The organism is Pseudomonas sp. GW821-FHT02C04 (assembly GCF_059421845.1).
Map to the genome: position 1 here is coordinate 1221318 of NZ_JBWKVT010000001.1, position 21197 is coordinate 1242514.

At 61.7% G+C, this 21197-nt stretch carries 13 protein-coding genes and 1 riboswitch; of the genes, 6 read left to right on the forward strand and 7 right to left on the reverse strand.

The features are described from left to right. Positions 1-173: 173 nt before the first annotated feature. From wecB to AC07VV_RS05610, 5 genes are read left to right on the forward strand one after another with little or no spacing between them, the layout of a single operon-like run. Positions 174-1328, forward strand: coding sequence for a non-hydrolyzing UDP-N-acetylglucosamine 2-epimerase (wecB, locus tag AC07VV_RS05590; protein ID WP_495035586.1), 1155 nt, complete (start codon positions 174-176; stop codon positions 1326-1328). Then, positions 1325-3499, forward strand: a complete 2175-nt coding sequence (gene nfrB, locus AC07VV_RS05595; RefSeq protein WP_495035587.1) for a cyclic di-3',5'-guanylate-activated glycosyltransferase NfrB — start codon at positions 1325-1327, stop codon at positions 3497-3499. Before wecB ends, nfrB begins: the two co-directional genes overlap by 4 nt. Next, complete coding sequence (locus AC07VV_RS05600; protein ID WP_495035588.1) at positions 3496-6654, forward strand: NfrA family protein; 3159 nt, start codon at positions 3496-3498, stop codon at positions 6652-6654. Before nfrB ends, AC07VV_RS05600 begins: the two co-directional genes overlap by 4 nt. Continuing rightward, complete coding sequence (locus AC07VV_RS05605; protein WP_495035589.1) at positions 6654-7532, forward strand: DUF4434 family protein; 879 nt, start codon at positions 6654-6656, stop codon at positions 7530-7532. Before AC07VV_RS05600 ends, AC07VV_RS05605 begins: the two co-directional genes overlap by 1 nt. Continuing rightward, positions 7516-8592 (forward strand): GGDEF domain-containing protein, encoded by a 1077-nt coding sequence (locus AC07VV_RS05610; protein WP_495035590.1) that lies wholly within the window; start codon positions 7516-7518, stop codon positions 8590-8592. The genes AC07VV_RS05605 and AC07VV_RS05610 overlap by 17 nt, the downstream gene beginning before the upstream one ends. Before the next feature lie 5 nt (positions 8593-8597). On the opposite strand, the gene AC07VV_RS05615 is transcribed toward AC07VV_RS05610, so the two are convergent. Both AC07VV_RS05615 and AC07VV_RS05620 read right to left on the reverse strand, forming a co-directional pair. Further along, positions 8598-10154: a TerC family protein gene (locus AC07VV_RS05615; protein WP_495035591.1), complete on the reverse strand. Its 1557-nt coding sequence runs from the start codon at positions 10152-10154 to the stop codon at positions 8598-8600. Between the two features lie 301 nt (positions 10155-10455). Continuing rightward, positions 10456-10860, reverse strand: a complete 405-nt coding sequence (locus AC07VV_RS05620; RefSeq protein WP_495035592.1) for a MerR family transcriptional regulator — start codon at positions 10858-10860, stop codon at positions 10456-10458. A 79-nt stretch (positions 10861-10939) separates the two neighbouring features. Between AC07VV_RS05620 and AC07VV_RS05625 the strand changes: the two genes are divergently transcribed. Beyond that, positions 10940-12163 carry an NADH:flavin oxidoreductase/NADH oxidase family protein gene (locus AC07VV_RS05625; RefSeq protein WP_495035593.1) on the forward strand — a complete coding sequence of 408 codons (1224 nt, stop codon included), beginning with the start codon at positions 10940-10942 and terminating at the stop codon, positions 12161-12163. A gap of 3 nt (positions 12164-12166) precedes the next feature. Here the strand turns inward: AC07VV_RS05625 and AC07VV_RS05630 are convergent, their stop codons facing one another. The 5 genes from AC07VV_RS05630 to cobW are packed head-to-tail and all read right to left on the reverse strand — an operon-like array spanning position 12167 to position 20370. Then, positions 12167-13810, reverse strand: coding sequence for a phospholipase D-like domain-containing protein (locus tag AC07VV_RS05630; RefSeq protein ID WP_495035594.1), 1644 nt, complete (start codon positions 13808-13810; stop codon positions 12167-12169). A gap of 40 nt (positions 13811-13850) precedes the next feature. Beyond that, a complete protein-coding gene (locus AC07VV_RS05635; RefSeq protein WP_495035936.1) occupies positions 13851-14513 on the reverse strand; it encodes a vWA domain-containing protein in 663 nt (220 codons plus the stop codon). Positions 14514-14515: 2 nt separating this feature from the next. Beyond that, the gene (locus AC07VV_RS05640; protein WP_495035595.1) at positions 14516-15517 is read right to left on the reverse strand and encodes a magnesium chelatase ATPase subunit I; all 1002 of its coding nucleotides are present in this window, start codon (positions 15515-15517) and stop codon (positions 14516-14518) included. Positions 15518-15519: 2 nt separating this feature from the next. Further along, positions 15520-19293: a cobaltochelatase subunit CobN gene (cobN, locus tag AC07VV_RS05645; RefSeq protein ID WP_495035596.1), complete on the reverse strand. Its 3774-nt coding sequence runs from the start codon at positions 19291-19293 to the stop codon at positions 15520-15522. A gap of 3 nt (positions 19294-19296) precedes the next feature. After that, positions 19297-20370, reverse strand: coding sequence for a cobalamin biosynthesis protein CobW (gene cobW, locus AC07VV_RS05650; protein ID WP_495035597.1), 1074 nt, complete (start codon positions 20368-20370; stop codon positions 19297-19299). Positions 20371-20469: 99 nt separating this feature from the next. Further along, a riboswitch (cobalamin riboswitch) is annotated at positions 20470-20679 on the reverse strand. Between the last annotated feature and the right edge of the window lie 518 nt (positions 20680-21197).

The window sequence follows — 21197 nt, forward strand, 5'->3', positions numbered from 1 at the left end:
AGTGCCACCTAAGAGCCATCAGAGATGGCACTTTCGTTCCAATTGATCTGTAACAACTAGCCTCAAGGCCGGATTGGACAAGCTCCCATCCGGCTGCTTTTCTTTATTTCTCAGAAAGAGATAGGTGCTGCTGGCTATCCGGCTACAGCCTTGCTTCGTCCCAGGAGGGGTCAATGTCCTTTAACGTCATGATGGTTTTCGGTACTCGCCCGGAGGCCATCAAAATGGCCCCGTTGGCTCGGGTTCTGCGTCAGTGGCCCGACATCAAACTCAACATCTGCTCGACCGGCCAGCATCGGGAGATGCTCAAACAGGTACTCGACGCGTTCGAACTGACGGTCGATGAAGACCTGCAAGTGATGACCCAGGGCCAGACACTCAACGGTCTGTCGCAACATCTGCTTGCACAACTCGACCAGGCCTACGAACGGGTCAAACCGGACATCGTGCTGGTACACGGCGACACCACCACCAGCTTCATCGCCGCCCTCGCCGCGTTCAACCGGCAGCTGCCCATCGGCCACGTCGAGGCCGGTTTGCGCACCGGCAACCTGCGCGCTCCCTGGCCTGAAGAAGCCAACCGACGTCTGACCGGCGTGATCGCCGACCTGCACTTCCCGCCGACCGGCAAAGCCGAAGCCAATCTGCTGCGTGAAGGCGTGCCGCAGGACAACATCGAAATCACTGGCAATACCGTCATCGATGCGCTGCTGTGGATGCGCACGAAGCAGCAACAGAGCAACTGGCGCCCGGTTGCCGATTCACCTCTGGCGGTGCTCGACGACAGCCGTCGCATGGTGTTGATCACGGGCCATCGCCGGGAAAACCTCGGCGACGGTTTCCAGAACATCTGCCAGGCCCTGGCCGATCTCGCCCTGCGCTACCCGGATGTGCAATTCGTCTACCCGGTGCACCTCAACCCACAGGTGCAGAGCGCGGTGTACGGCATGCTCGCCGACAAACCCAACATCTATCTGGTCGCGCCTCAGGATTACCCGAACTTCGTCTGGCTGATGGGCCGTGCGCATTTCATCCTGACCGACTCCGGCGGCGTCCAGGAGGAAGCGCCGGCCATCGGCAAGCCGCTGCTGGTCTTGCGAGACGTCACCGAACGCCCCTCCGTGCTCGAGGGCGGCACCGTGCTGCTGGTGGGCACCGACACCGCGAAGATCGTCAAGGAAGCCAGCCAGTTGCTCGATGACGAAGCGACCTACAAACGCATGAGCCGCGTCCACAGCCCATACGGTGACGGTCACGCCAGCGAACGTATCGCCAAACGCCTCCACGCCTGGTTGAGCGCACGCTCGACGGCGGGTAACGGGGTATGAGCCTGGGCTGGGTCGATTTTTTTGCGTATGTGCTGTTTGGTCTGAAGTATGTGGCGATCCTCCTCGCCCTGCTGATGTTCATCCTCGGTCTCGATGACCTGTTCATCGATCTGGTGTACTGGAGCCGCAAGCTCATCCGACGCTGGCGGATCTACGAGAAATTCAAGCGCGCTGACGAGGAACGCCTGTATTCGATTCCCGAGAAGCCGCTGGCGATCATGGTGCCGGCGTGGAACGAAGTCGGCGTGGTCGGCGAGATGGCGCGGCTGGCGGCCTCGACCATCGATTATGAGAACTATCAGATTTTCGTCGGCACCTACCCCAACGACGCCGAAACCCAGGCCGACGTCGATGCGGTCTGCCAGCACTACCCCAACGTGCACAAAGTGGTCTGCGCCCGACCGGGTCCGACGAGCAAGGCCGACTGCCTGAACAACATCATCGATGCGATCCTGCGTTTCGAAAGCGAGGCGAAGATCCAGTTCGCCGGCTTCATCCTGCACGATGCCGAAGACGTGATCTCGCCGATGGAGTTGCGCCTCTACAACTACCTGCTGCCGAACAAGGACCTGATCCAGATTCCGGTCTACCCCTATGCACCGGAATGGAAAGGCTTCACTGCCGGGCACTACGTCGATGAGTTCGCCGAGAACCACGGCAAGGACGTCATCGTCCGCGAAGCCCTCACCGGCCAGGTGCCCAGCGCCGGCGTCGGCACGTGCTTCAGCCGTAAAGCCATCAGCGCGCTGCTGGAAGACGGCGACGGTATTGCCTTCGATGTGCAGAGTCTCACCGAGGACTACGACATCGGTTTCCGCCTCAAACAGAAAGGCATGAAATGCATCTTCGCCCGCTACTCGGTCAGCGATCCAAAACTGGCACTGGAGCAACCGTGGGTGTTCGGGATGAACCGCGAGTTCTCCCAGGTCATCTGCGTTCGCGAGCACTTTCCCCGCGACTTGCAACACGCGATCCGGCAGAAATCACGCTGGATCGTCGGCATCGTGTTTCAGGGCACCAAGAACCTCGGCTGGAGCCGCAAAGGCCTGCTCAATTACTTCCTGTGGCGTGACCGTCGCGGGCTGATCGCCTACCTGCTGAGCTTTCTGGTCAACTTGCTGTTCCTGGTGCTGCTGGCGATGTGGGCCGTGACGGTGATTTCTCCGGATTCGTGGCGCTATCCCTCGATCCTCGCTGACAGCTCGTTGCTGTCGGTGCTGCTGTGGCTCAACGGTCTGATGCTGTTCAACCGCCTGTTCCAGCGTGGCTGGTTTGTCACTCGCTACTACGGGCTGGTCGAAGGTCTGTTGTCGGCGCCGCGCATGATGTGGAGCAACTTCGTCAACTTCTTCGCCAACCTGCGCGCCCTGCGTCAGGTCATGGAGATGGGCGATTCGCGCCGTGTGGCCTGGGACAAGACCACCCACGAATTCCCGGCGTTGACCAAGGCGCAGCGCACCCCGCTCGGCCATCGGCTGGTAGAAAAAGGTCTGCTGACCGAAGAACAACTGGAAGCGGCGATCACCAGTCCGGTGCGTCGTCGACTTGGTCGCGAACTGCTGCTGCGTGAGTACATCGACAGCACTCAGCTGGTTCAAACACTTGCCGAACAGCTTGACCTGGAATGGGCGCCACTCAACCCGTTCAAGCTCGACAAGCGCCTGATCGATGCCGTGCCACGCCGGGTCGCATCGCACTACGGCGTGCTGCCGGTGGCCGAAGAAGGCGACACCCTGATTCTGGCCTCCGAAGGCCCGGTCAGCCAGGTTTCGCTCGGCGCGATCAGCCGTCAATTGAAACGCCCGGTGCGTAGCCGTCTGGCACCCCAGGGCCGCGTTACGCTGGGGATTCGTTACTGGTACGCCAGCCCCCGCCAGAATGAGGAAGTGCGTCATATGCTCGAAGTCCTTGAGCGCCATCAGGACGATGAAGCCTTGCTGGAGCGGGTCAGCCGCCATCAGGTGCTGCTGGGCAATCTGCTGCAGGTTCGCGGTATGGTGCCGCCAACCTTGTTCAATCAGGCGTTGATCGATTTCGATGCCGAAAACATGTCACTCGGGGAGCATCTGATTTCCCGCGGCATGATCACCCAGGAAGTCCTGGAACAAGCCCTCGCCGATCAGGCCAGCGAACAGCAAGCCGCCTACCGCATTGTCCGGGAGGTCGCATGAAGCCTGTGCATCGTCACACCCTGCTGATGGGCAGTCTGCTGCTGGGTCTGAGCACCGCGTATCCGCTACAGGCCGCGCCTCTTAGCGACTTCGAGCAATTTCGCAGCTATCCCTACATGGACCGAAGCTATCGCGAAGCGAAAAAGGGCAACTGGAAAGAAGTCGAACGACTGATGCGCCACTTGCTGGAAAAGGTCCCGAAAAACGACGAGGCCCGAGCGCTGCTGGTTGAGTCGCTGGCCAAACAACGCCGCTACAAGGACGCCATGCAGGCGCTGCCGGACAACAGCGACGCCCTCCTCGACCTGCGCCTGACCTGGATCGAACAGGATCCACCCACCAGCACTCAGGTTGAAAGCTGGATGGCCACCAGCAGCCTGAATGATCGCGTGCGTCTGTGGCAGGCCTACAGTCTGAGTCTCGCCAAGTTCGGCGGCGCGGCCAAGGCTCACGACTGGCTGGCACAGTTGTCGCCCAAGGGCGATGACAATATCCTGCGTCTGGCACGGGCCAACTGGTCGGAACAGCTGCGCGACTGGAGCGGCACCATCGATCAGCTCGCACCGCTCGCTGCCCGCAAACAGCTGGACGCCGAAGGCTGGCAACGCCTGGCCAATGCTTATGTACAGCGCCTCGACGAAAAACCGCTGCAACAACTGCTGCAACAGGCACCGACTCCGGAGGCTGCACGCAAGATCCGTCTGGCAATGGTCGACCGCGCCATTGCCATGGGCCACGAACAACAGGCACAACGCTGGATTCAGTCGTTGCCGGACTCCGATCTGGCCGACCCGGCGCAACGTCAGCGCCTGTGGGAACTGGCGCGCAAGACCGAAGACGTTCCGACCGTACAGCGCTTGAGCAACGACTTGCAGCGTCCTTGCCTGGAGACCGCCGAATGGTTGTCGCGCCAGGACCCGGAAGCAGCGCTAAAGCAATTTCGCAGCTGCACGCCTGACGACGACCCGCGCACCTGGCTGATACTCGCCCAACGCCTGCAAGCCACTGACCTGCTGCAGACCACCCGACTGCCGCAGCCGTGGGACAGTCGCCGTCAGGAGCAATTGCTGGGTGTCTGGCAGGAACAGGGACGCAGTGACAAGGTCGACGCCTGGCTGGCTGGTCAGACGCAGACCGCCGATGTGGTCAAGCGTCGGGCGGAATTGTCGCAACGCATGGGCCGGATGACCGAAGCACAAACCCTGTGGGAGCTGCATTACCGGCAGACCGGCAATCTGGCTTCGCTGAATCAGGCCACTTATCTGGCGGTGAACAGCGGCGATCGTGAGCATGCGCAGCAATTACTTGAAACGGCGTATGACCGCCATCAAGGGCGCTTGCCGGCCACAGCACTGCAACGCCTGGCCGGACTTTATGCGGCTTCGAAAACCACGACACCGGAACAGCAACGGCGAATGGCTTCATTGCTTACCCATGTGGATGGCGCTACCCGGGGTCAATTACTCGCGCAACTCGCGGAAAACGGTCAGTGCGACGCCGTTCAGCAAGCCATCGGCAACCATCCGCAAGCCGCCGGGGATTACCGTGCCCTGGGTCGTTGCGCGATGCCGGATCGGCCGGGTGAAGCCGTCGTCTATTACCAGCAAGCGGAAAAACTCGGTGACCGCAGCAACCGTCTGCCGTTGGCCTACGCCCTTGAAGCGGCCGGTGATTCGGCTGGCGCACTGACTATCTGGCGCAGCCTCCCGTCAGCGGAACTGAGTGACAACGCGCGCCTCACCGCCAGCCGCAGCTCGCTGAATGCCGGTGACAGCCAGACAGCCGAACGCTACTGGCAGCAAAGCACAACGCGCGGCGCCAATGAATGGGCCCTCGGCGCGGCAATCGCCGATGCCCGTGGCGATCATGCCCAGGCACTTGAACGTCAGCGTAAAGCCTTGCAACAAGCACCGGACGCCGGACATTTCTACGCGGCATCGGTCACTGCGCAAAAAGCCGGCGACCTGCCACAAAGCACCGCATGGCTGGCCGAGGCGGTACGCCGCGACCCGAACAACCCACGGTATTGCGCCGATTACGGCATGCGGCTGGCCGGCGCCGAAACCCGAGAGGAACGCGCCACCGCAATCCCCTATCTGCAACAGGCCACCGGTGACTTTCCAGAGGACTATCGACTCGGTGAAACCCTGGCCTGGCGCTACGACGAAGTGGAAGACAGCGCCTCTGCCCGCAAGGAATTGCGCCGGGTGATCGATCTGGAACAGAACCCGGTGGCCGCCGACGACGAGGATGGCAGCATGGAAGCGCGGCGTTACCGTCAGCGCCGCGCCCATGAAACCCTCTCCCGCCGTGACAGCCGGACGATTGCCAGCACCTGGTCACCGGCCGGCGTATCGACGAATGACTTCGTGCGACCGGACGAGAGCAAAGGTTCGCACCGCCGCGCCGACTCGCAAAACGTACAACTGGCGATGTGGGATCACGCCCTCGGCGATGAACCGAGCCGCGCCGGCAGCACGCTGTCGGTGTATGGCCGGGTCCTGCTCGGTGGCCAGGGTCGCTCCAGTTACGCCGAATCCCTCGCCGCCGGTGTCGGCCTGCGCTACAAGCCGTGGGGCACGCAAAACATCAACTTCTACGGCGAAATCTACAAACAGAGCCAGTTCAACGATGACGATAACCACAGCCTGAGCCTCGGCCAGATGCTGGTACCGGAAAAACTGCTGGATCAGGTTAACGATCACCGCCAGGACGGCCACACCACCACCGACTATCTGCTGCGCGCGACTGCCTCGTTCCTCGATCAGGGCAAGTACCGTAACGACTGGCGCGTCGACGAAAATGACTGGGACGAACGTTTCCTCTACCTCGACGCCGCCTGGTGGACCAAGGCCGGCGATCATCAATGGCTGTCGCGGTTCCAGCAGGGGCATGCCTGGAAGCTGCCAAACAGTGGTGCTCAGACAATCATGCCTTACGGCTTCCTCGAATTTGCCAGCCAGGACCCGAGCAACGACTGGCGCCAGGATCTGCGCACTGGCGTCGGTCTGCGCTGGCAGTGGTGGTACGACGAAGATCGCTACAACGCCTACCGGTCGAAACTGACGGTACGCACCGAATATCAACAGTCGCTGGGCGGCAATCTGTATGAAGGCGGCAACGGTGTGCTGCTGGGCGTGGAGTGGAATTTCTGATGGCTCGATGGATGTTGTTTTTCTGCCTGCTGATGGGCGCCACGCTCGCACGGGCCGATGAGCGGGTGTTCTATCAGCCGCTGAATGTCGACGCCGACCTGACGCAGGCGCAATGGCAGAAAGTCTGGCAGGACACCGCCAGACAAGGCACGCGAACGGTGATTGTGCAGTGGACCGCGTATGGCGACTCGGACTTTGGCGGTGCCAATGGCTGGCTCGCCAACAGCCTGAAACTCGCCGGGCAACAAGGTCTGCAACTGGTGCTCGGGCTGGTAATGGACCCGGCGTATTACAAGCGCATAGACGAACTGGACAGCGCCGGCCTCGGTGCCTACTGGCAGGCGCAACTGGGGCAATCGCTGGCGCAACAACAAAAGTTGCGCCAGGAATGGAAACTGCCGGTCAGCGGTTGGTATCTGCCGCTGGAGCTGGATGACTTGCACTTTCTGGCGGCCGATCGACGGGCAACGCTCCAGCGTCAACTGAAAGACTTCGCGGCAAAACTGGATGCGCCGCTGCATGTCAGCGCCTTCAGTGCCGGCAAGCTTGCGCCGACAGTCAATGCCCAATGGCTGGAAGATCTGACGGCGGCCGGCGCGCACGTCTGGTGGCAGGACGGTGCCGGTACCGGGCGCCTGCCAGTGCTGGTGCGCAATGGATATGCCAGCGCACTGCCTTGCTCCGTCGGTATCGTGCATGAAGCGTTCCGCCAGGTCAGCCGCGAGGGCGAGCCGTTCCGCGCCGAACCGGCGACCCCGGATGCGACCCCGACCGGCTGTCATCAAAGTGCAGTGTTTTCCCTGCGCTATCGACCGTGGGGACAGGTGATTCTCGACAACCAGCGCAAGCATTCGGGCAGCAATGTACAAAACCATTGAAGACGAAGTCCTGAAACGAACCGCGCCCGCCGAGCTGTGGGACGAGTTCATCCAGCATGAGTTTGAGCGGCTGCATTCGTTCTGCCTGCTGATCTATCTGGCCAGCATGGGCATCTGGCTGGCCTTCGACCTGATCGTCAGTTTCCTGGGCGATCAGGGCTTCACCTGGCGTTCGATGATCTTCATCGCCGCGTTTGCGGTGCTTGCCGTGGTGCTGATGTTCACACGCAAGGCCCGTCACTTCGACTGGCTGAACCTGACCTTCGTGTTCGTCATTACTCTGGGCATCAGGCTGGTGATTGATGGCCTGCCGCCGACGTTTCATGGCATCTGGCTGGTGCTCGCGGCGGCCACCACGCTCTACAGCGCCTCAGTGTTGCCACTCAGTCGCTGGTCGTTCTTCGCTGCGCAGGTCATCACCTGGCTGATACTCAACCCGTTCATGGGCACCGGTATCGGCCTGCTGGAACTCAAAGGCGTCATGACCATCGCCTACAGCGTGTTTCTCTGTGCGTTGACGATCTACACGTTCCTCAAACTGCGCGAGACCAAGCTCTACAACTACATCATGTCCAAGCTGTTGCTGGATCAGGCCTACAACGACACCCTGACTGAAATTCCCAACCGCCGCTCGTTCATGACCCGTGCCGAAAAGAGCCTGCAAGCGGTACCTCGCGAGCACGACCATTATCTGGCGATGATCGACATCGACAACTTCAAGAAAGTGAATGATGTGTACGGCCACGACATCGGCGATGAAGTGCTCAAGAGGATCGCGGCGGACATCAAAGCGGTGATGGCGCCGTTCGAGTACGCGCGACTGGGCGGCGAGGAGTTTGCGATTTATCTGGCCGGTGTGCGCCGCGACGACGTCGAGGCATTGTCCGGTGAGTTGTGCCGGGTGGTACGTGAGCAAACCACCCGGCACCCGGTGACCATCAGCATCGGTGTGGCCCGGGTCGAGGATGGTGACACCCTAAACCAGGCCCTGATCAAAGCTGATGAAGCGTTGTATGAGTCAAAGCACACCGGGAAAGACCGGTATACCTTTCATCAGTGAGGCTGTCAGGCCTCACGCACCAGCAACACCCGCGTCACCCGTCGCTCCTCGACCGCCATCACGGTCATGCCCCAACCGTCGTGTACCAAGCGATCACCCTTCATCGGCAACCGATCCAGTAGACTCATCACCAACCCGGCGAGGGTCTGGTAATCCTCGGTTGGCTCGGCGGTGAAGCCGGTGCGCTGACGAATACGTGTCAGGTTCAAAGCGCCATTCACCACAAACCCGCCCTGCTCCTCGACCACGTCCGGGCCAGCGATTTCGCTGGCGTCCGGCAATTCACCGGCGATCGATTCGAGAATGTCGGTCATGGTCAATACACCAACAAAATCACCGAATTCGTTTACTACAAACGCGATATGGGTCGATGCTGCACGCATCTGCTCCAGCGCGTTGAGGATCGAATAGCTGTCGAGCAGGTTCAGTGTCTTGCGCGCCAGGTGTTCAAGGTTTGGCTCGTTTCCGGCCAGATATTCCTTGAGCAGCTCCTTCTTGTGGACGAAGCCCAGCGGTTCGTCCACCGCACCGTTGCGAATCAGCGGCAGGCGCGAGTAGGACGAATGCATCAGTCGCGTACGAATCGCCTCAGCATCGTCAGCCAGATCAATGTGATCGACATCGGCGCGCACGGTCATCAGGGCGCGAATCGGCCGCTCGGCCAGTTGCAGCACACCGCTGATCATCACCCGCTCGCGACGGTCGAACAGCTCCGCGCTTGGCGCTTGGCCATCGTCCAGCAAGTCGGAAATCTCCTCGCCCACCTCTTCCACCGCCAGTTTACGACCGCCCAACAAACGCATCACCGCGTGGGCCGTACGCTCACGCATCGGGCGCAAGCCCTGCATCGAGCGTTTGCGACGGGCACGGGCGATCTGGTTGAACACCTCGATCAGGATCGAGAAACCAATGGCCGCGTACAGATAACCTTTCGGGATGTGGAAGCCCAGGCCTTCAGCAGTCAGGGCGAAACCGATCATCATCAGGAAGCCCAGACAGAGCATGATCACCGTCGGGTGCGCGTTGACGAAACGGGTCAGCGGCTTGCTGGCTACGATCATGACGCCGATGGACACGATCACCGCGATCATCATCACCGCCAGTTCGTCGACCATGCCCACGGCGGTAATCACCGCATCGAGGGAGAACACCGCATCGAGCACGACGATCTGCGCCACGATAGGCCAGAACAACGCATAAGCCGTGTTGGTCGAGCGCTCGCCGATATGGCCTTCCAGCCGTTCGTGCAATTCCATGGTCGCCTTGAACAACAGGAACACACCACCGAACAGCATGATCAGGTCACGGCCGGAGAAACTCTTGCCGTACACTTCGAACAACGGTGCGGTGAGGGTGACCAGCCAGGAAATACTCGCCAGCAGGCCAAGACGCATGATCAGCGCCAGGCTCAAACCGATGATTCGCGCGCGGTCGCGCTGATGCGGCGGCAGTTTGTCTGCCAGGATCGCGATGAACACCAGGTTGTCGATACCGAGTACCAGTTCCAGCATGATCAGTGTCAACAAGCCCAGCCATGCCGTGGGATCCGCTAACCATTCCATATTCTGTCTCTATCTCTCTTCAGTGAATTCAGGCTGCCGGACACGGCAAAGTGCGGCGCGAAAGCTCGAGGGCTGCGCCATCAACGATAGTCGGTAGTCGGAAGACTGGATGCTGCGAGTGCGTCAAGACCGCGCCGTGGCGCGAGGGGAACGTGGTTCGTTGAATCGAACCGGGAGGCTCCAAGAGGGTGTTCATGCAAATCCTGAATGAAAAAAGGCCTTGAAGCGTACAGGCTCAGATGACTTTTCCTACAGCTGGAAATCATTTCAAAATCTGTACGCCGCAGACATATCCGGACTTTTACGGGTAAAGCGTCGACAACACCCGTTCGGCATTCGCACCGCAGCTCATGCCTTCCGGCTTCGATTGAATGCTGTCGATCACCTCCAGCAAACGCGCCTTGCTCTGGGCCAGATGCTGTTGCATGACTTCAATCTGCTCGACCTTGCGCGTCAGGCCTTCCACCAGTTCATCGTGCTTGAATTCACCGGTTCCGGCGGCTGGCAGCAACTGCTTGAGCTCTTCAAGGGTAAACCCGGCCTGCTGGGCGCAACGGATGATATTCAAGGTTTGCAGCACTTGCGGCGGGTAACGCCGATAGCCATTGCCCAGCCTTTCCACTTTGGGAATCAGGCCCTGCGCTTCGTAGAAACGAATGCTCGAAGCGCTCAGCCCGCTCTGTTGCGCCAATTCACCAATTTTCATTTCAGCCTCGAATTGCCTGCTTGACATTAAAGTTAACTTTAAGCTTAGCCTCTCTCCATCACTGATGAGGAGTCAAGCAATGTCGCCCTTCCAGATTTTGAATCTGCCCAACGGCCAGACCGTCGGCAACCGTATCGCCAAAGCCGCCATGGAAGAAAACCTTGCGGACCGTGACCAGGCACCGTCCCGCGAACTGTTCCGCTTGTATCAGGCGTGGGCCGACGGCGGTGCCGGGCTGCTGCTGACCGGTAACGTGATGATCGACCGCCGCGCCATGACCGGCCCCGGCGGCGTGGTGCTGGAAGACGAACGGCATCTGCACCGTTTCCGCCAATGGGCCGAAATCGCCCGCAGTGGCGGCGCGCAGGTCTGGGTACAGCTCAACCATCCCGGCCGCCAGACCTTCGCCAATATGGGCCAGCAAGCGCTGGCGCCGTCGGCGGTGGCACTGGACATGGGTTCGTTCTCGAAACTGTTCGCCGAGCCCAAACCGATGACCGAGGACGACATCGAAGATGTGATTCAACGTTTTGCCAAAAGCGCCGCGCTTGCCGAGAAGGCCGGGTTCACAGGCATACAGATCCATGCCGCCCACGGTTATCTGCTCAGCCAGTTTCTGTCGCCGCTGACCAATCGTCGTACCGACCGTTGGGGTGGCTCGCTGGAAAACCGTGCACGCCTGCTACTGTCTGTGATCGAGGCTGTGCGTCAGGCGGTGTCGCCACATTTTTGCGTGGCGGTGAAGCTCAATTCGGCGGACTTCCAGCGCGGCGGTTTCGACACGGACGACGCTCGTCAGGTGATCGAATGGCTCAACGAACAGCCAATCGACCTGCTGGAACTGTCCGGTGGCAGTTACGAAGCGCCGGCGATGCAAGGCGAAGCCCGCGACGGGCGCACCTTGGCCCGTGAGGCATTTTTTCTGGAGATGGCCAGCGAACTGGCCAGCGTGGCGCGCATGCCGGTGATGGTCACCGGCGGCATCCGGCGCCTGCCAGTCGTCGAACAAGTGCTCGACAGCGGCCTCGCCATGGCCGGCATCGCCACGGCACTGGCCATCGAACCGAGCCTGGTCAAACACTGGCGCGAAGGCCGCAACAGTCATCCGCAACTGCCGCCGATCCGCTGGAAACGCAAACCGCTGGCGGCGCTGGCGAACATGGCCGTGGTGCGCTTCCAGATGGTGCGCCTGAGCCGGGGTCGCAAGCCGCATCCGGAAGTGTCGGCACTCTGGGCGCTGATTCGCGACCGCTTGTACCTCAGTCGCCGAACCCGGCAGTACCGTCAGGCGATGGATGTATAAGCGCTAGCGCCCGGCAAACCGCAGGCGAGACAGCTGGCGCAAATCCCCTTCGACGTAATAGTCGTTGGTCCAGCTGTCATCCGCCGCCAGCGGCTGCACCTGCTTCAGCGCCAGTTTTTTCGCGAAATAGCGGAAGCGGTAATGCTCGTAGAACCGCAATAGTTCCAGGCCATAACGGTCCGCCAGTTCGGTGTCGCCGCGAATGATCAGGAAGTTCTCGTCGTTGCCGTTGCTGGCCGCTGCGCTGAGATTGTGGCTACCGCTGATAATGGTCGGGTTGTCACTGGTGAAGTCGGTGACGATCGCTTTGGTGTGCACCAGCAGGTTGCCCTTCTGGCCTTTCATGTTCTCTTTCAGCCAGCCTTCCAGCCCGGTGTTGAGCAGCGCGGTGGCAGCGAACTCGGCCGTGCGGTCGGCGTGGAATCCGGTGATGCGACTCACGGTGTTCTGCAGGCCGTAACGCAGGATGTCGTCGTGGGGCTGACCGAGCAGCGCATTGAGAATCGCGTCGGGCAAGGTAAATGCCGTGACGAATAGCACGTCCTTCTTCGCCGCATTGATGATGTCGACGAACGCCCGCAGATCGGCACCGCCACTGCGCGGTGAGAACCCGGCAAACAGCGGTTGCGCCGGGTTCATAGGGTTGTGCTGGGTGATCCAGTCGCGGGTGGCGCCGACATCCGCCGGCGTCGCCCAGACCTGCTCGAACGTCTGCAGATAGCTGGCTGCGATGACCGTGTCGTCCAGCACATGCACCACGTTGGCCTGGCGATACACGCCGTTGGCGGTGAAATTGGTGCTGCCGCACAGCACGGCCTGCGGTTGCCGCTCACCGCCAGCGATACGACTGAGGACGATGAACTTGTCATGGAAAATATCGTGGGTCACCCGGCCGCGCTTGCTGGCTTCCGGCAATTTGGCGAGGCTGGCCTCGTTCATCGTGGTGTCTTCGTCACCGGGCTTGGCGTGATACAGCACCCGCACCTGCACACCGCGATCGAATGCGGCGTTCACCGTGTCGATGATGGCTTGCAGTTGATACTCGTAGATCGCTATGTCCAACGCCCATTGCCCGTCGACGGCGCGCTCGATAAACCCTTGCAATCGCCCGAGCAGGCCGTTTTCCAGCCATTGTCGAGCGGCGTCTGGCCAGGCTTCGATAGGCATGTTCTTGTTGGCGCTGATCTGTGCGTCGAGATCGGGAAACTTGCGTTGGAACGCCTGACTGGCGGCCACAGCGCGATTGAAGATCACGCTCTGGTTGGCCGGATGACCGTCATCCGAGGTAATGCTCAGTTCCAGCGACTCCCCCAGCACCGGCGCGTCGGCAGTGCCATAGGCCAAGTGCACGCGGTAGTGCATGGTTGTGCCGGGATAGACCGCGTAGTCGGCCCATCGAAATTTCTGCAAGGGCGCGATATCGCTGGGCGTGGCGTGAAACTGCGGGAAGGTGTGAGCCTTGCCGGGAAAGGTCAGGCTGTTGAACAGGAACTGCCAGGGTTTGTCGCCCTGCTGCTTCTCGATGGCAAACCCCAGCATGCCTTTGCGGCGGGGTTCAGCGAGGTCCATTGCCAGCAGCACGCCGTTGGTACCGGCGTAAGCCTTTACGCGAAAATCGTCCTGAGGATTGGCAACCAATACGCGCATGATTCACTCCTTGTGAGATGGGCTGGTTGCAGCATAGACCTCATATCGACAATAAATCGTCAATATGACGGTAATCCGCTTCCAGTGCAGTCGCCAACTGCCTGGCCCGGCCCAACCGGATCGGCCCGCGTTCGATATCGATCAACAGGCCCGGACAGGCCAGCACCGGCAATCCCGAGCATTCTTTCAAGCGCCCATCAGTGAGTACCAGCAGGCGCTGCTGCTCGGCGGGGAATCGCTTGCGACGCACGGTCAGCCAGTGCTCAGCCTCAGTCAGCGCCGCCAGCAATGGCGTGCCACCGCCCGCGCCCAAATCCTCGAGCCACGCACGCAATCCGCTGGAAGCTTTCAAACCCTGCACCTGCCATTTCGGCGCTGCGCCGCTGGCGGTCAGCAAGGCGAGCCGCGCCCGTTGTCGGTAAGCGTCATCGAACAATTGCGCGAGCACGCCCTTGGCATCGCTCAACGCTTGATGACGACGGGTCGAGGCCGAGGCGTCCACGATCACCAGCCACAGTTCATGAGGGGTGCGGGTGCGTAGTTGAAACAGCAGATCCGCGCGCACTTTCGGGCGGCCATTGAGCAATGTGCCCGGCCAGTTCACCGAACCACTGCGAGCGGCGTGACGTTTGCCCTGGCGACCGTTATCGAGGCGTCCGGCGCGGGGTCTGGCATTCGCCCCCGCGTCGGATCGGGGGCGAATGCCTACGGCTTTTTTGGCCAGGCAGGGACTTCACGGCGCGTGCCAGTGGCGAGGGCCGGCGCCGGCATTTCACCCCACTGGCCCTGCCCTTCACTCGGATCAGCCTGAGAGCCGGACGGCGATTGCGCCGGTGGCGGCGCACTGGTCGAAGACTGTTCGCGGCGGCGATGACGCAGTGCAAATTCAGCCACGGCATCGATGTCCTGCTCGGCGATGGCTTCGGCGCCACGCCACGCCGCATGGGCCCGCGCGGCACGCAGCCAGACCAGATCGGCACGCAGGCCATCGACACCGGCCGCAAAGCAACGCTCGGTAATCTGCGCCAACGCTTCATCATCGAGGGGAATATTCGCCAAGGCATTGCGGGCGTTTTCACAGCGCTCACGCAGGGCTTGTTGCTCGGCTTCCCACTGCCCGCAGAAGGCCTGCGGATCGCTGTCGAAATCCAGTCGCCGGCGAATGATCTGCCCGCGTTCAACCGGCGCCGTGTGACCAGTCAGGGCGACATTCAGACCAAAGCGATCGAGCAGTTGCGGGCGCAATTCGCCCTCTTCCGGATTCATCGTGCCGATCAGCACGAACTTCGCCGAATGACGATGGGAAATGCCGTCGCGCTCGATCAGGTTGGTGCCGCTGGCGGCCACATCGAGCAGCAGGTCCACCAGATGATCCGGCAACAGGTTCACTTCATCGACATACAACACGCCGCCGTCAGCCTTGGCCAACACACCGGGAGAAAACTGCGCACGACCGTCACTGAGTGCCGCATCCAGATCCAGCGTGCCGACCAGCCGTTCCTCAGTCGCGCCCAATGGCAAGGTGACGAACTGACCGCTGGCCAGCAGATCCGCCAGACCCCGAGCCAGGGTCGACTTGGCCATACCACGCGGGCCTTCGATCAACACGCCGCCGATTTTCGGATCGATGGCCGTCAAATACAGCGCCAGCTTCAGATCGTCGGCGCCGACCACCGCAGAGAGCGGAAAATGTGGGGTATCGGTCATGTTCAGCTCTCTTCTTCTATATCCAACAACAGGTTTTCCAGCGCTTCGCGGTACGCGCCCGGCTCCTGCCACATCCCGCGCTGCTGCGCCTCGAGCATGCGCTCGGTCATGTCGCGCAGCGCGTGGGGATTATGCTCGCGCACGAACTCGCGGGTCGCCGGGTCCAGCAGATAGGCGTCGGCCAGCAATGCGTACTGGTGATCGTCGATCAGTTGGGTGGTGGCGTCGAAGGCAAACAGGTTGTCGATGGTGGCCGCCAGTTCGAACGCGCCTTTATAGCCGTGGCGTTTGACGCCGTCGATCCATTTCGGATTCGCCGCCCGGGAACGGATCACCCGGTTCAGCTCTTCTTTCAGAGTGCGGATCTTCGGCAGGTCCGGCTGACTGTGATCGCCGTGATAACTGGCCGCCGCCTCGCCGCGCAGGCTTTCCACGGCAGCGAGCATGCCGCCCTGGAACTGGTAGTAGTCGTTGGAATCGAGCAAGTCATGCTCGCGGTTGTCCTGGTTTTGCAGCACGGCCTGCACCTGGCTCAGGCGCTGGACGAATTGCTCGCGGGCGGCGGTGCCTTCATCGGAACCACCATAGGCGTAGGCGCCCCAGTTCAGGTAGACCTCGGCCAGATCCTCGCGGGTTTGCCACAGGCGACCGTCAATGGCGCCCTGCACGCCCGCGCCATAGGCACCGGGTTTGGCACCGAATATTCGCCAGCCAGCCTGACGACGGGCAGCGTCTTCATCCAGCCCCGACTGCCGCAGCGCCTCGCGTTCGGCGCGCACCTTGGCGGCCAGCGGGTTGAGGTCGTCCGGCTCGTCCAGCTCTGCCACGGCTTGCACGGCAGCGTCGAACAGACGAATCAGATTGGCGAACGCATCGCGGAAAAATCCGGAGACTCGCAGCGTGACATCGACCCGAGGCCTGTCGAGCAGGCTCAGCGGCAGAATCTCGAAATCATCGACGCGCTGACTACCCGTCGCCCATACCGGACGCACGCCCATCAGCGCCATGGCCTGGGCGATATCGTCACCGCCGGTGCGCATGGTCGCCGTGCCCCAGACCGACAAACCGAGCTGGCGTAGATGGTCGCCGTGATCCTGCAGGTGTCGTTCGAGAATCAGGGTTGCGGACTGGAAACCGATCCGCCAGGCGGTGGTGGTCGGCAGGTTGCGCACGTCCACCGAATAGAAGTTGCGCCCGGTGGGCAACACATCGAGACGACCGCGACTCGGTGCGCCGCTCGGGCCGGCCGGGACGAAGCGACCGCTCAGAGCGTCGAGCAGACCGTGCATTTCGGCCGGGCCGCAGGCGTCGAGGCGTGGGGCAATCACTTCGCGCAGGGCGCTGATGATCGCCTGCACATCCGACCAGCCAGAAGCGTCCAACTGCGCCACATCACCCGCCAGTGACTGCTCGATCAACTGCCCCGCGAACAACTCCAGACGCTCTCGGGTATCCCCCGCCGTACGCCAGACTTCATCACTCAGCGATTGCAGCTCCATTGGACGCTGGCCGGTCCAGGGATCAGCCAGTGCGCAATCCAGTGGATCGAAACCCAGTTGAAACGCCTTGGCCAGCGCCCGCAACAAACTCGATTGAGCGCCTTTGCCGTCGCCCCGAGGAATGCGCAGTAGCGCCAGCAAGGTATCAATGCGCAAACGCCCGGTCGGTGACTCACCGAAGATGTGCAGGCCATCGCGGATCTGCGATTCCTTCAGATCACACAGATAAGTGTCCAGACGCGGCAGCCAGATCGCCGCGTCAGCGTCGCTGTCGAGGGCTTCGTCGAGTTGCAGTTCGCGATCGATCTGCGTGTCCCGCACCAGTTGCAGAATGTCGCGTTGCAATTCCCGGGCGCGGCGCGGATCGAGCAACTGCGCTTCGTAATACTCGTCGGCCAACAATTCGAGATTGCGCAACGGACCGTAGGTTTCGGCGCGGGTCAGCGGCGGCATCAAGTGGTCGATGATCACGGCTTGAGTGCGACGCTTGGCCTGGGCGCCCTCGCCCGGGTCGTTGACGATGAACGGATAGATATTCGGCAGCGGCCCGAGCAGCGCGTCCGGCCAGCAGTTCTCCGACAGGCCCACGCCTTTGCCCGGCAGCCATTCGAGGTTGCCGTGCTTGCCGACATGGATCACGCAGTGAGCGCCGTAGGTCTGGCGCAGCCAGAAATAGAACGCGAGATACGCGTGCGGCGGCACCAGATCCGGATCGTGATACACCGCGCTCGGGTCGACCTGATATCCCCGCGCCGGCTGAATACCGATAAAGGTCAGGCCAAACCGCAGGCCGGCGATCATCATCCGCCCGTCACGGCACATCGGATCGTTTTGCGGCGAACCCCAACGTTCCAGCACCGCCACGCGATTGGCTTCGGGCAGTGCGTTGAACATCGTCAGGTAGTCGTTCATCGCCAGACTTTGCTGGCACGGGCGCTGGTCGAGGGTGTCGAGGTCGTTGCTGACACCGCCGAGCAGTTGCCGGATCAGTTCCGTGCCGCTGTCCGGCAGTTCGGACGGCAGCGGATAACCCTCGGCCTGCAACGCCCGCAGGATATTCAGCGCGGCGGCCGGTGTGTCGAGACCGACGCCGTTGCCGATGCGCCCGTCACGGGTCGGGTAGTTGGCGAGGATCAGGGCGATGCGCTTTTCAGCGTTCGGCACCCGCGCCAGATCGACCCAGCGTCGCGCCAGTTCTGCGACGAAATCCATGCGTTCAGGCTGCGCCCGATAACACACGACATCGGACTGACTGCGCTCACTGCGCCAGGCCAGGTCCTTGAAGCTGATCGGCCGACTGATAATCCGGCCGTCGAGCTCCGGCAAGGCGATGTGCATCGCCAGATCCCGAGGGCCGAGGCCTTGCTCGCTGTCACGCCAACCTGGCTCGTTGTCCTGGGCGCAGATCGCCTGGATCACCGGAATGTTGCGACGGAATGGCCGCAGATGCGGCGCTTCCGGGCTGGACTGGGCGAAACCGGTGGTGTTCAGAGTCACCCCAGCCTCGACCTCATCCAGCCAGTCCTCGACCACCGACAGGCAGCCGGGCTCTTTCAAACTGGCCACGGCAATCGGCAGCGGATTGAGTCCGGCAGCCTGCAGCCGTTGGCAGAACACGTCGATAAACGCCGTGTTTGCCGCCTGCAAATGCGAGCGGTAAAACAACACCGCCGCCACCGGTTGACCGGGCCGCCAATCGGCTTGCCAGTCGCTCAGTGCGGCGGTGTTTTTATTTGGGTGGTAAATCGCCGTGCGCGGCAGCGTTTGCGGCTCGCCCCACACGTAATCCCGCGCCAGCCAGCGATTGGCCAGACAGCGGAAGAAGTCCAGCGCATTGCCCATGCCGCCCTGACGAAGAAACTGCCAGAGCCGGTCACGATCCTCGGCACCCACGGTGCTCAAGTCGCTGAGCTCCGGGTCGGGACGGTCATCGCCCGGCACCAGAATCACCTGCACACCACGCTCGGACAACTCGACCAATCGCTCGACGCCATACCGCCAATAAGCGATGCCGCCGTGCAGCGAGATCAGAATGACCTTGGCGTGACGCAGCACTTCATCGACGTACAGGTCGACCGACGCATGGTTCTGCACCTGCATCGGGTTGGCCAGCCGCACGCTCGGGTAATCTTCGGGCAGCTGCTGCGCGGCTTCGGCGAGCAGCGCAAGGCTGGAGTCGCCGCTGCACAGGATCACCAGCTCGGCGGGGGTTTGTCCAAGGTCGGCAATGTTGTCATCCGACACGAAACCGCCGGGCTGGGTCCTGAGCAGGTGCATGGCTTAAACGCTGAGCGCGGTGCGCAGTTGCGCTTCGAGCTGGGCGGCGTCCAGTTCCTGGCCGATCAACACCAGACGCGTCACACGTGCCTCATCGGCGCCCCATTGACGGTCGAAATGCTTGTCGAAACGCGTGCCCACGCCCTGGATCAGCAAGCGCATCGGCTTGTTCGGGATCGCCGCGAAGCCTTTGACCCGTAGGATGCCGTGCTGAACCACCAGTTGCGTCAGCGCGTCGAGCAGCAGGCTTTCGTCAGCTTGCGGCAGTTCGATGGAGATTGAGTCGAAAGCATCGTGATCGTGGTCGTCGTGATCGTCATCGCCTTCACCGTGGTGGTGATCGTGATGGCTGTGACGGCTGTCGATGTGCTCTTCGGAACCGGCACCGAGGCCGATCAGCACGTCCAGCGGCAGGCGACCGTTGCTGGCTTCGATGATTTTCACCGCTGGCGGCAGCTCCTCGGCGACTTCCAGACGCACGCGAGCGAGGTCTTCAGGGCTGGTCTGGTCGGCCTTGTTGAGGATCACCAGGTCGGCGCTGGCCAGTTGGTCGGCGAACAGCTCGTGCAGTGGCGATTCGTGGTCCAGGTTCGGATCGAGCTTGCGCTGGGCATCGACCTGATCCGGGAACGCGGCGAAGGTGCCGGCGGCCACGGCCGGGCTGTCGACCACGGTGATCACCGCGTCAACGGTGCAGGCACTACGGATTTCCGGCCACTGGAAGGCTTGCACCAGCGGTTTTGGCAGAGCCAGGCCCGAAGTTTCGATGAGGATGTGGTCGAGGTCACCGCGACGGGCCACCAGTTCGCGCATCACCGGGAAGAACTCTTCCTGAACGGTGCAGCACAGGCAGCCGTTGGCCAGTTCGTAGACGCGACCGGTGGCTTCTTCTTCGGTGCAGCCGATGGTGCACTGCTTGAGGATTTCACCGTCGATGCCCAGCTCGCCAAACTCGTTGACGATCACCGCGATGCGGCGACCCTGAGCGTTGTCGAGCATGTGCCGCAGCAAGGTGGTTTTACCCGAGCCGAGGAAACCGGTGACGATGGTGACGGGGAGTTTGGCCAGTGTTTTCATCGGATGCCCTTTGGCAAGGTGGCGGGCATACGGGACGAGACCGGCAACGCGGGTGCGTGCCTGGAGAGTTCGCCACCGGATCACCCCGCCCGGTTGAAAGTGAGAATCTGTGACGAGGCAGGTCTCCTGGCTGACGGTGTTCGGGCCTTGGCCCGGTATTCGCTGCGCCTTCCCGCTGGCTCTGGATTGAGTTGGCAGTGGCGTGGCAGCGAACAGCACCGTTCACAGTTGCGGGGGCAGCCGCGGCTTGGACCGCGTTCCCTTCTTAGCTTCGGCGTGGGCCGAAGAACCTCGAAAGCGCAAGGCTACGCAGGGTATTGGGATGGGTCAATGGCCGTTGTTTTTTGATTTTTGGATTTGTGAGCATATCCGTTGCTGCGGTAACGGCTTCCTAGGGTTCCGCCCTTACGGCGGGTCACTTTTGACAAACGCCTCAAAAGTAACCAAAAAGTCTTGGCCCCGGCGTACGGCACTTCGCTGAGGCTCAGTGTTCCCTCGCTACGGTGTCCATCAGGGGGCATCGCCTACGGTTTGCTTCGCTGCACCTCCTCTCGATGTATGCGGCTTCGCCGCACGGCGCTGCGCGCCTACCCCCTGATGAACACCTCCGCTCGGCCTGCCGAAGGGGCAAAAAATCAAAAGCCAAAGCCAGAGCAAAGCCCGATCAAGAGCCCCCTCACCACTCACCACTCACCACGATGAGCGTTAGCTCGAGTAAAGCTTTTGATCTCAAGGCCCGTCGGCAGGCTGAGTGGAGGGATTGATCCGGGGGTGGGAGCGCAGCGACCGTTTGGCGAAGCCAAACACATCGAGAGGAGGTGCAGCGA

What these genes read in the sequence shown, in the direction of transcription:
- wecB (WP_495035586.1), top strand. Translation starts at nt 174, where the DNA reads ATGTCCTTTAACGTCATGATGGTTTTCGGTACTCGCCCGGAGGCCATC.
- nfrB (WP_495035587.1), top strand. Translation starts at nt 1,325, where the DNA reads ATGAGCCTGGGCTGGGTCGATTTTTTTGCGTATGTGCTGTTTGGTCTG.
- AC07VV_RS05600 (WP_495035588.1), top strand. Translation starts at nt 3,496, where the DNA reads ATGAAGCCTGTGCATCGTCACACCCTGCTGATGGGCAGTCTGCTGCTG.
- AC07VV_RS05605 (WP_495035589.1), top strand. Translation starts at nt 6,654, where the DNA reads ATGGCTCGATGGATGTTGTTTTTCTGCCTGCTGATGGGCGCCACGCTC.
- AC07VV_RS05610 (WP_495035590.1), top strand. Translation starts at nt 7,516, where the DNA reads ATGTACAAAACCATTGAAGACGAAGTCCTGAAACGAACCGCGCCCGCC.
- AC07VV_RS05615 (WP_495035591.1), bottom strand. Translation starts at nt 10,154, where the DNA reads ATGGAATGGTTAGCGGATCCCACGGCATGGCTGGGCTTGTTGACACTG.
- AC07VV_RS05620 (WP_495035592.1), bottom strand. Translation starts at nt 10,860, where the DNA reads ATGAAAATTGGTGAATTGGCGCAACAGAGCGGGCTGAGCGCTTCGAGC.
- AC07VV_RS05625 (WP_495035593.1), top strand. Translation starts at nt 10,940, where the DNA reads ATGTCGCCCTTCCAGATTTTGAATCTGCCCAACGGCCAGACCGTCGGC.
- AC07VV_RS05630 (WP_495035594.1), bottom strand. Translation starts at nt 13,810, where the DNA reads ATGCGCGTATTGGTTGCCAATCCTCAGGACGATTTTCGCGTAAAGGCT.
- AC07VV_RS05640 (WP_495035595.1), bottom strand. Translation starts at nt 15,517, where the DNA reads ATGACCGATACCCCACATTTTCCGCTCTCTGCGGTGGTCGGCGCCGAC.
- cobN (WP_495035596.1), bottom strand. Translation starts at nt 19,293, where the DNA reads ATGCACCTGCTCAGGACCCAGCCCGGCGGTTTCGTGTCGGATGACAAC.
- cobW (WP_495035597.1), bottom strand. Translation starts at nt 20,370, where the DNA reads ATGAAAACACTGGCCAAACTCCCCGTCACCATCGTCACCGGTTTCCTC.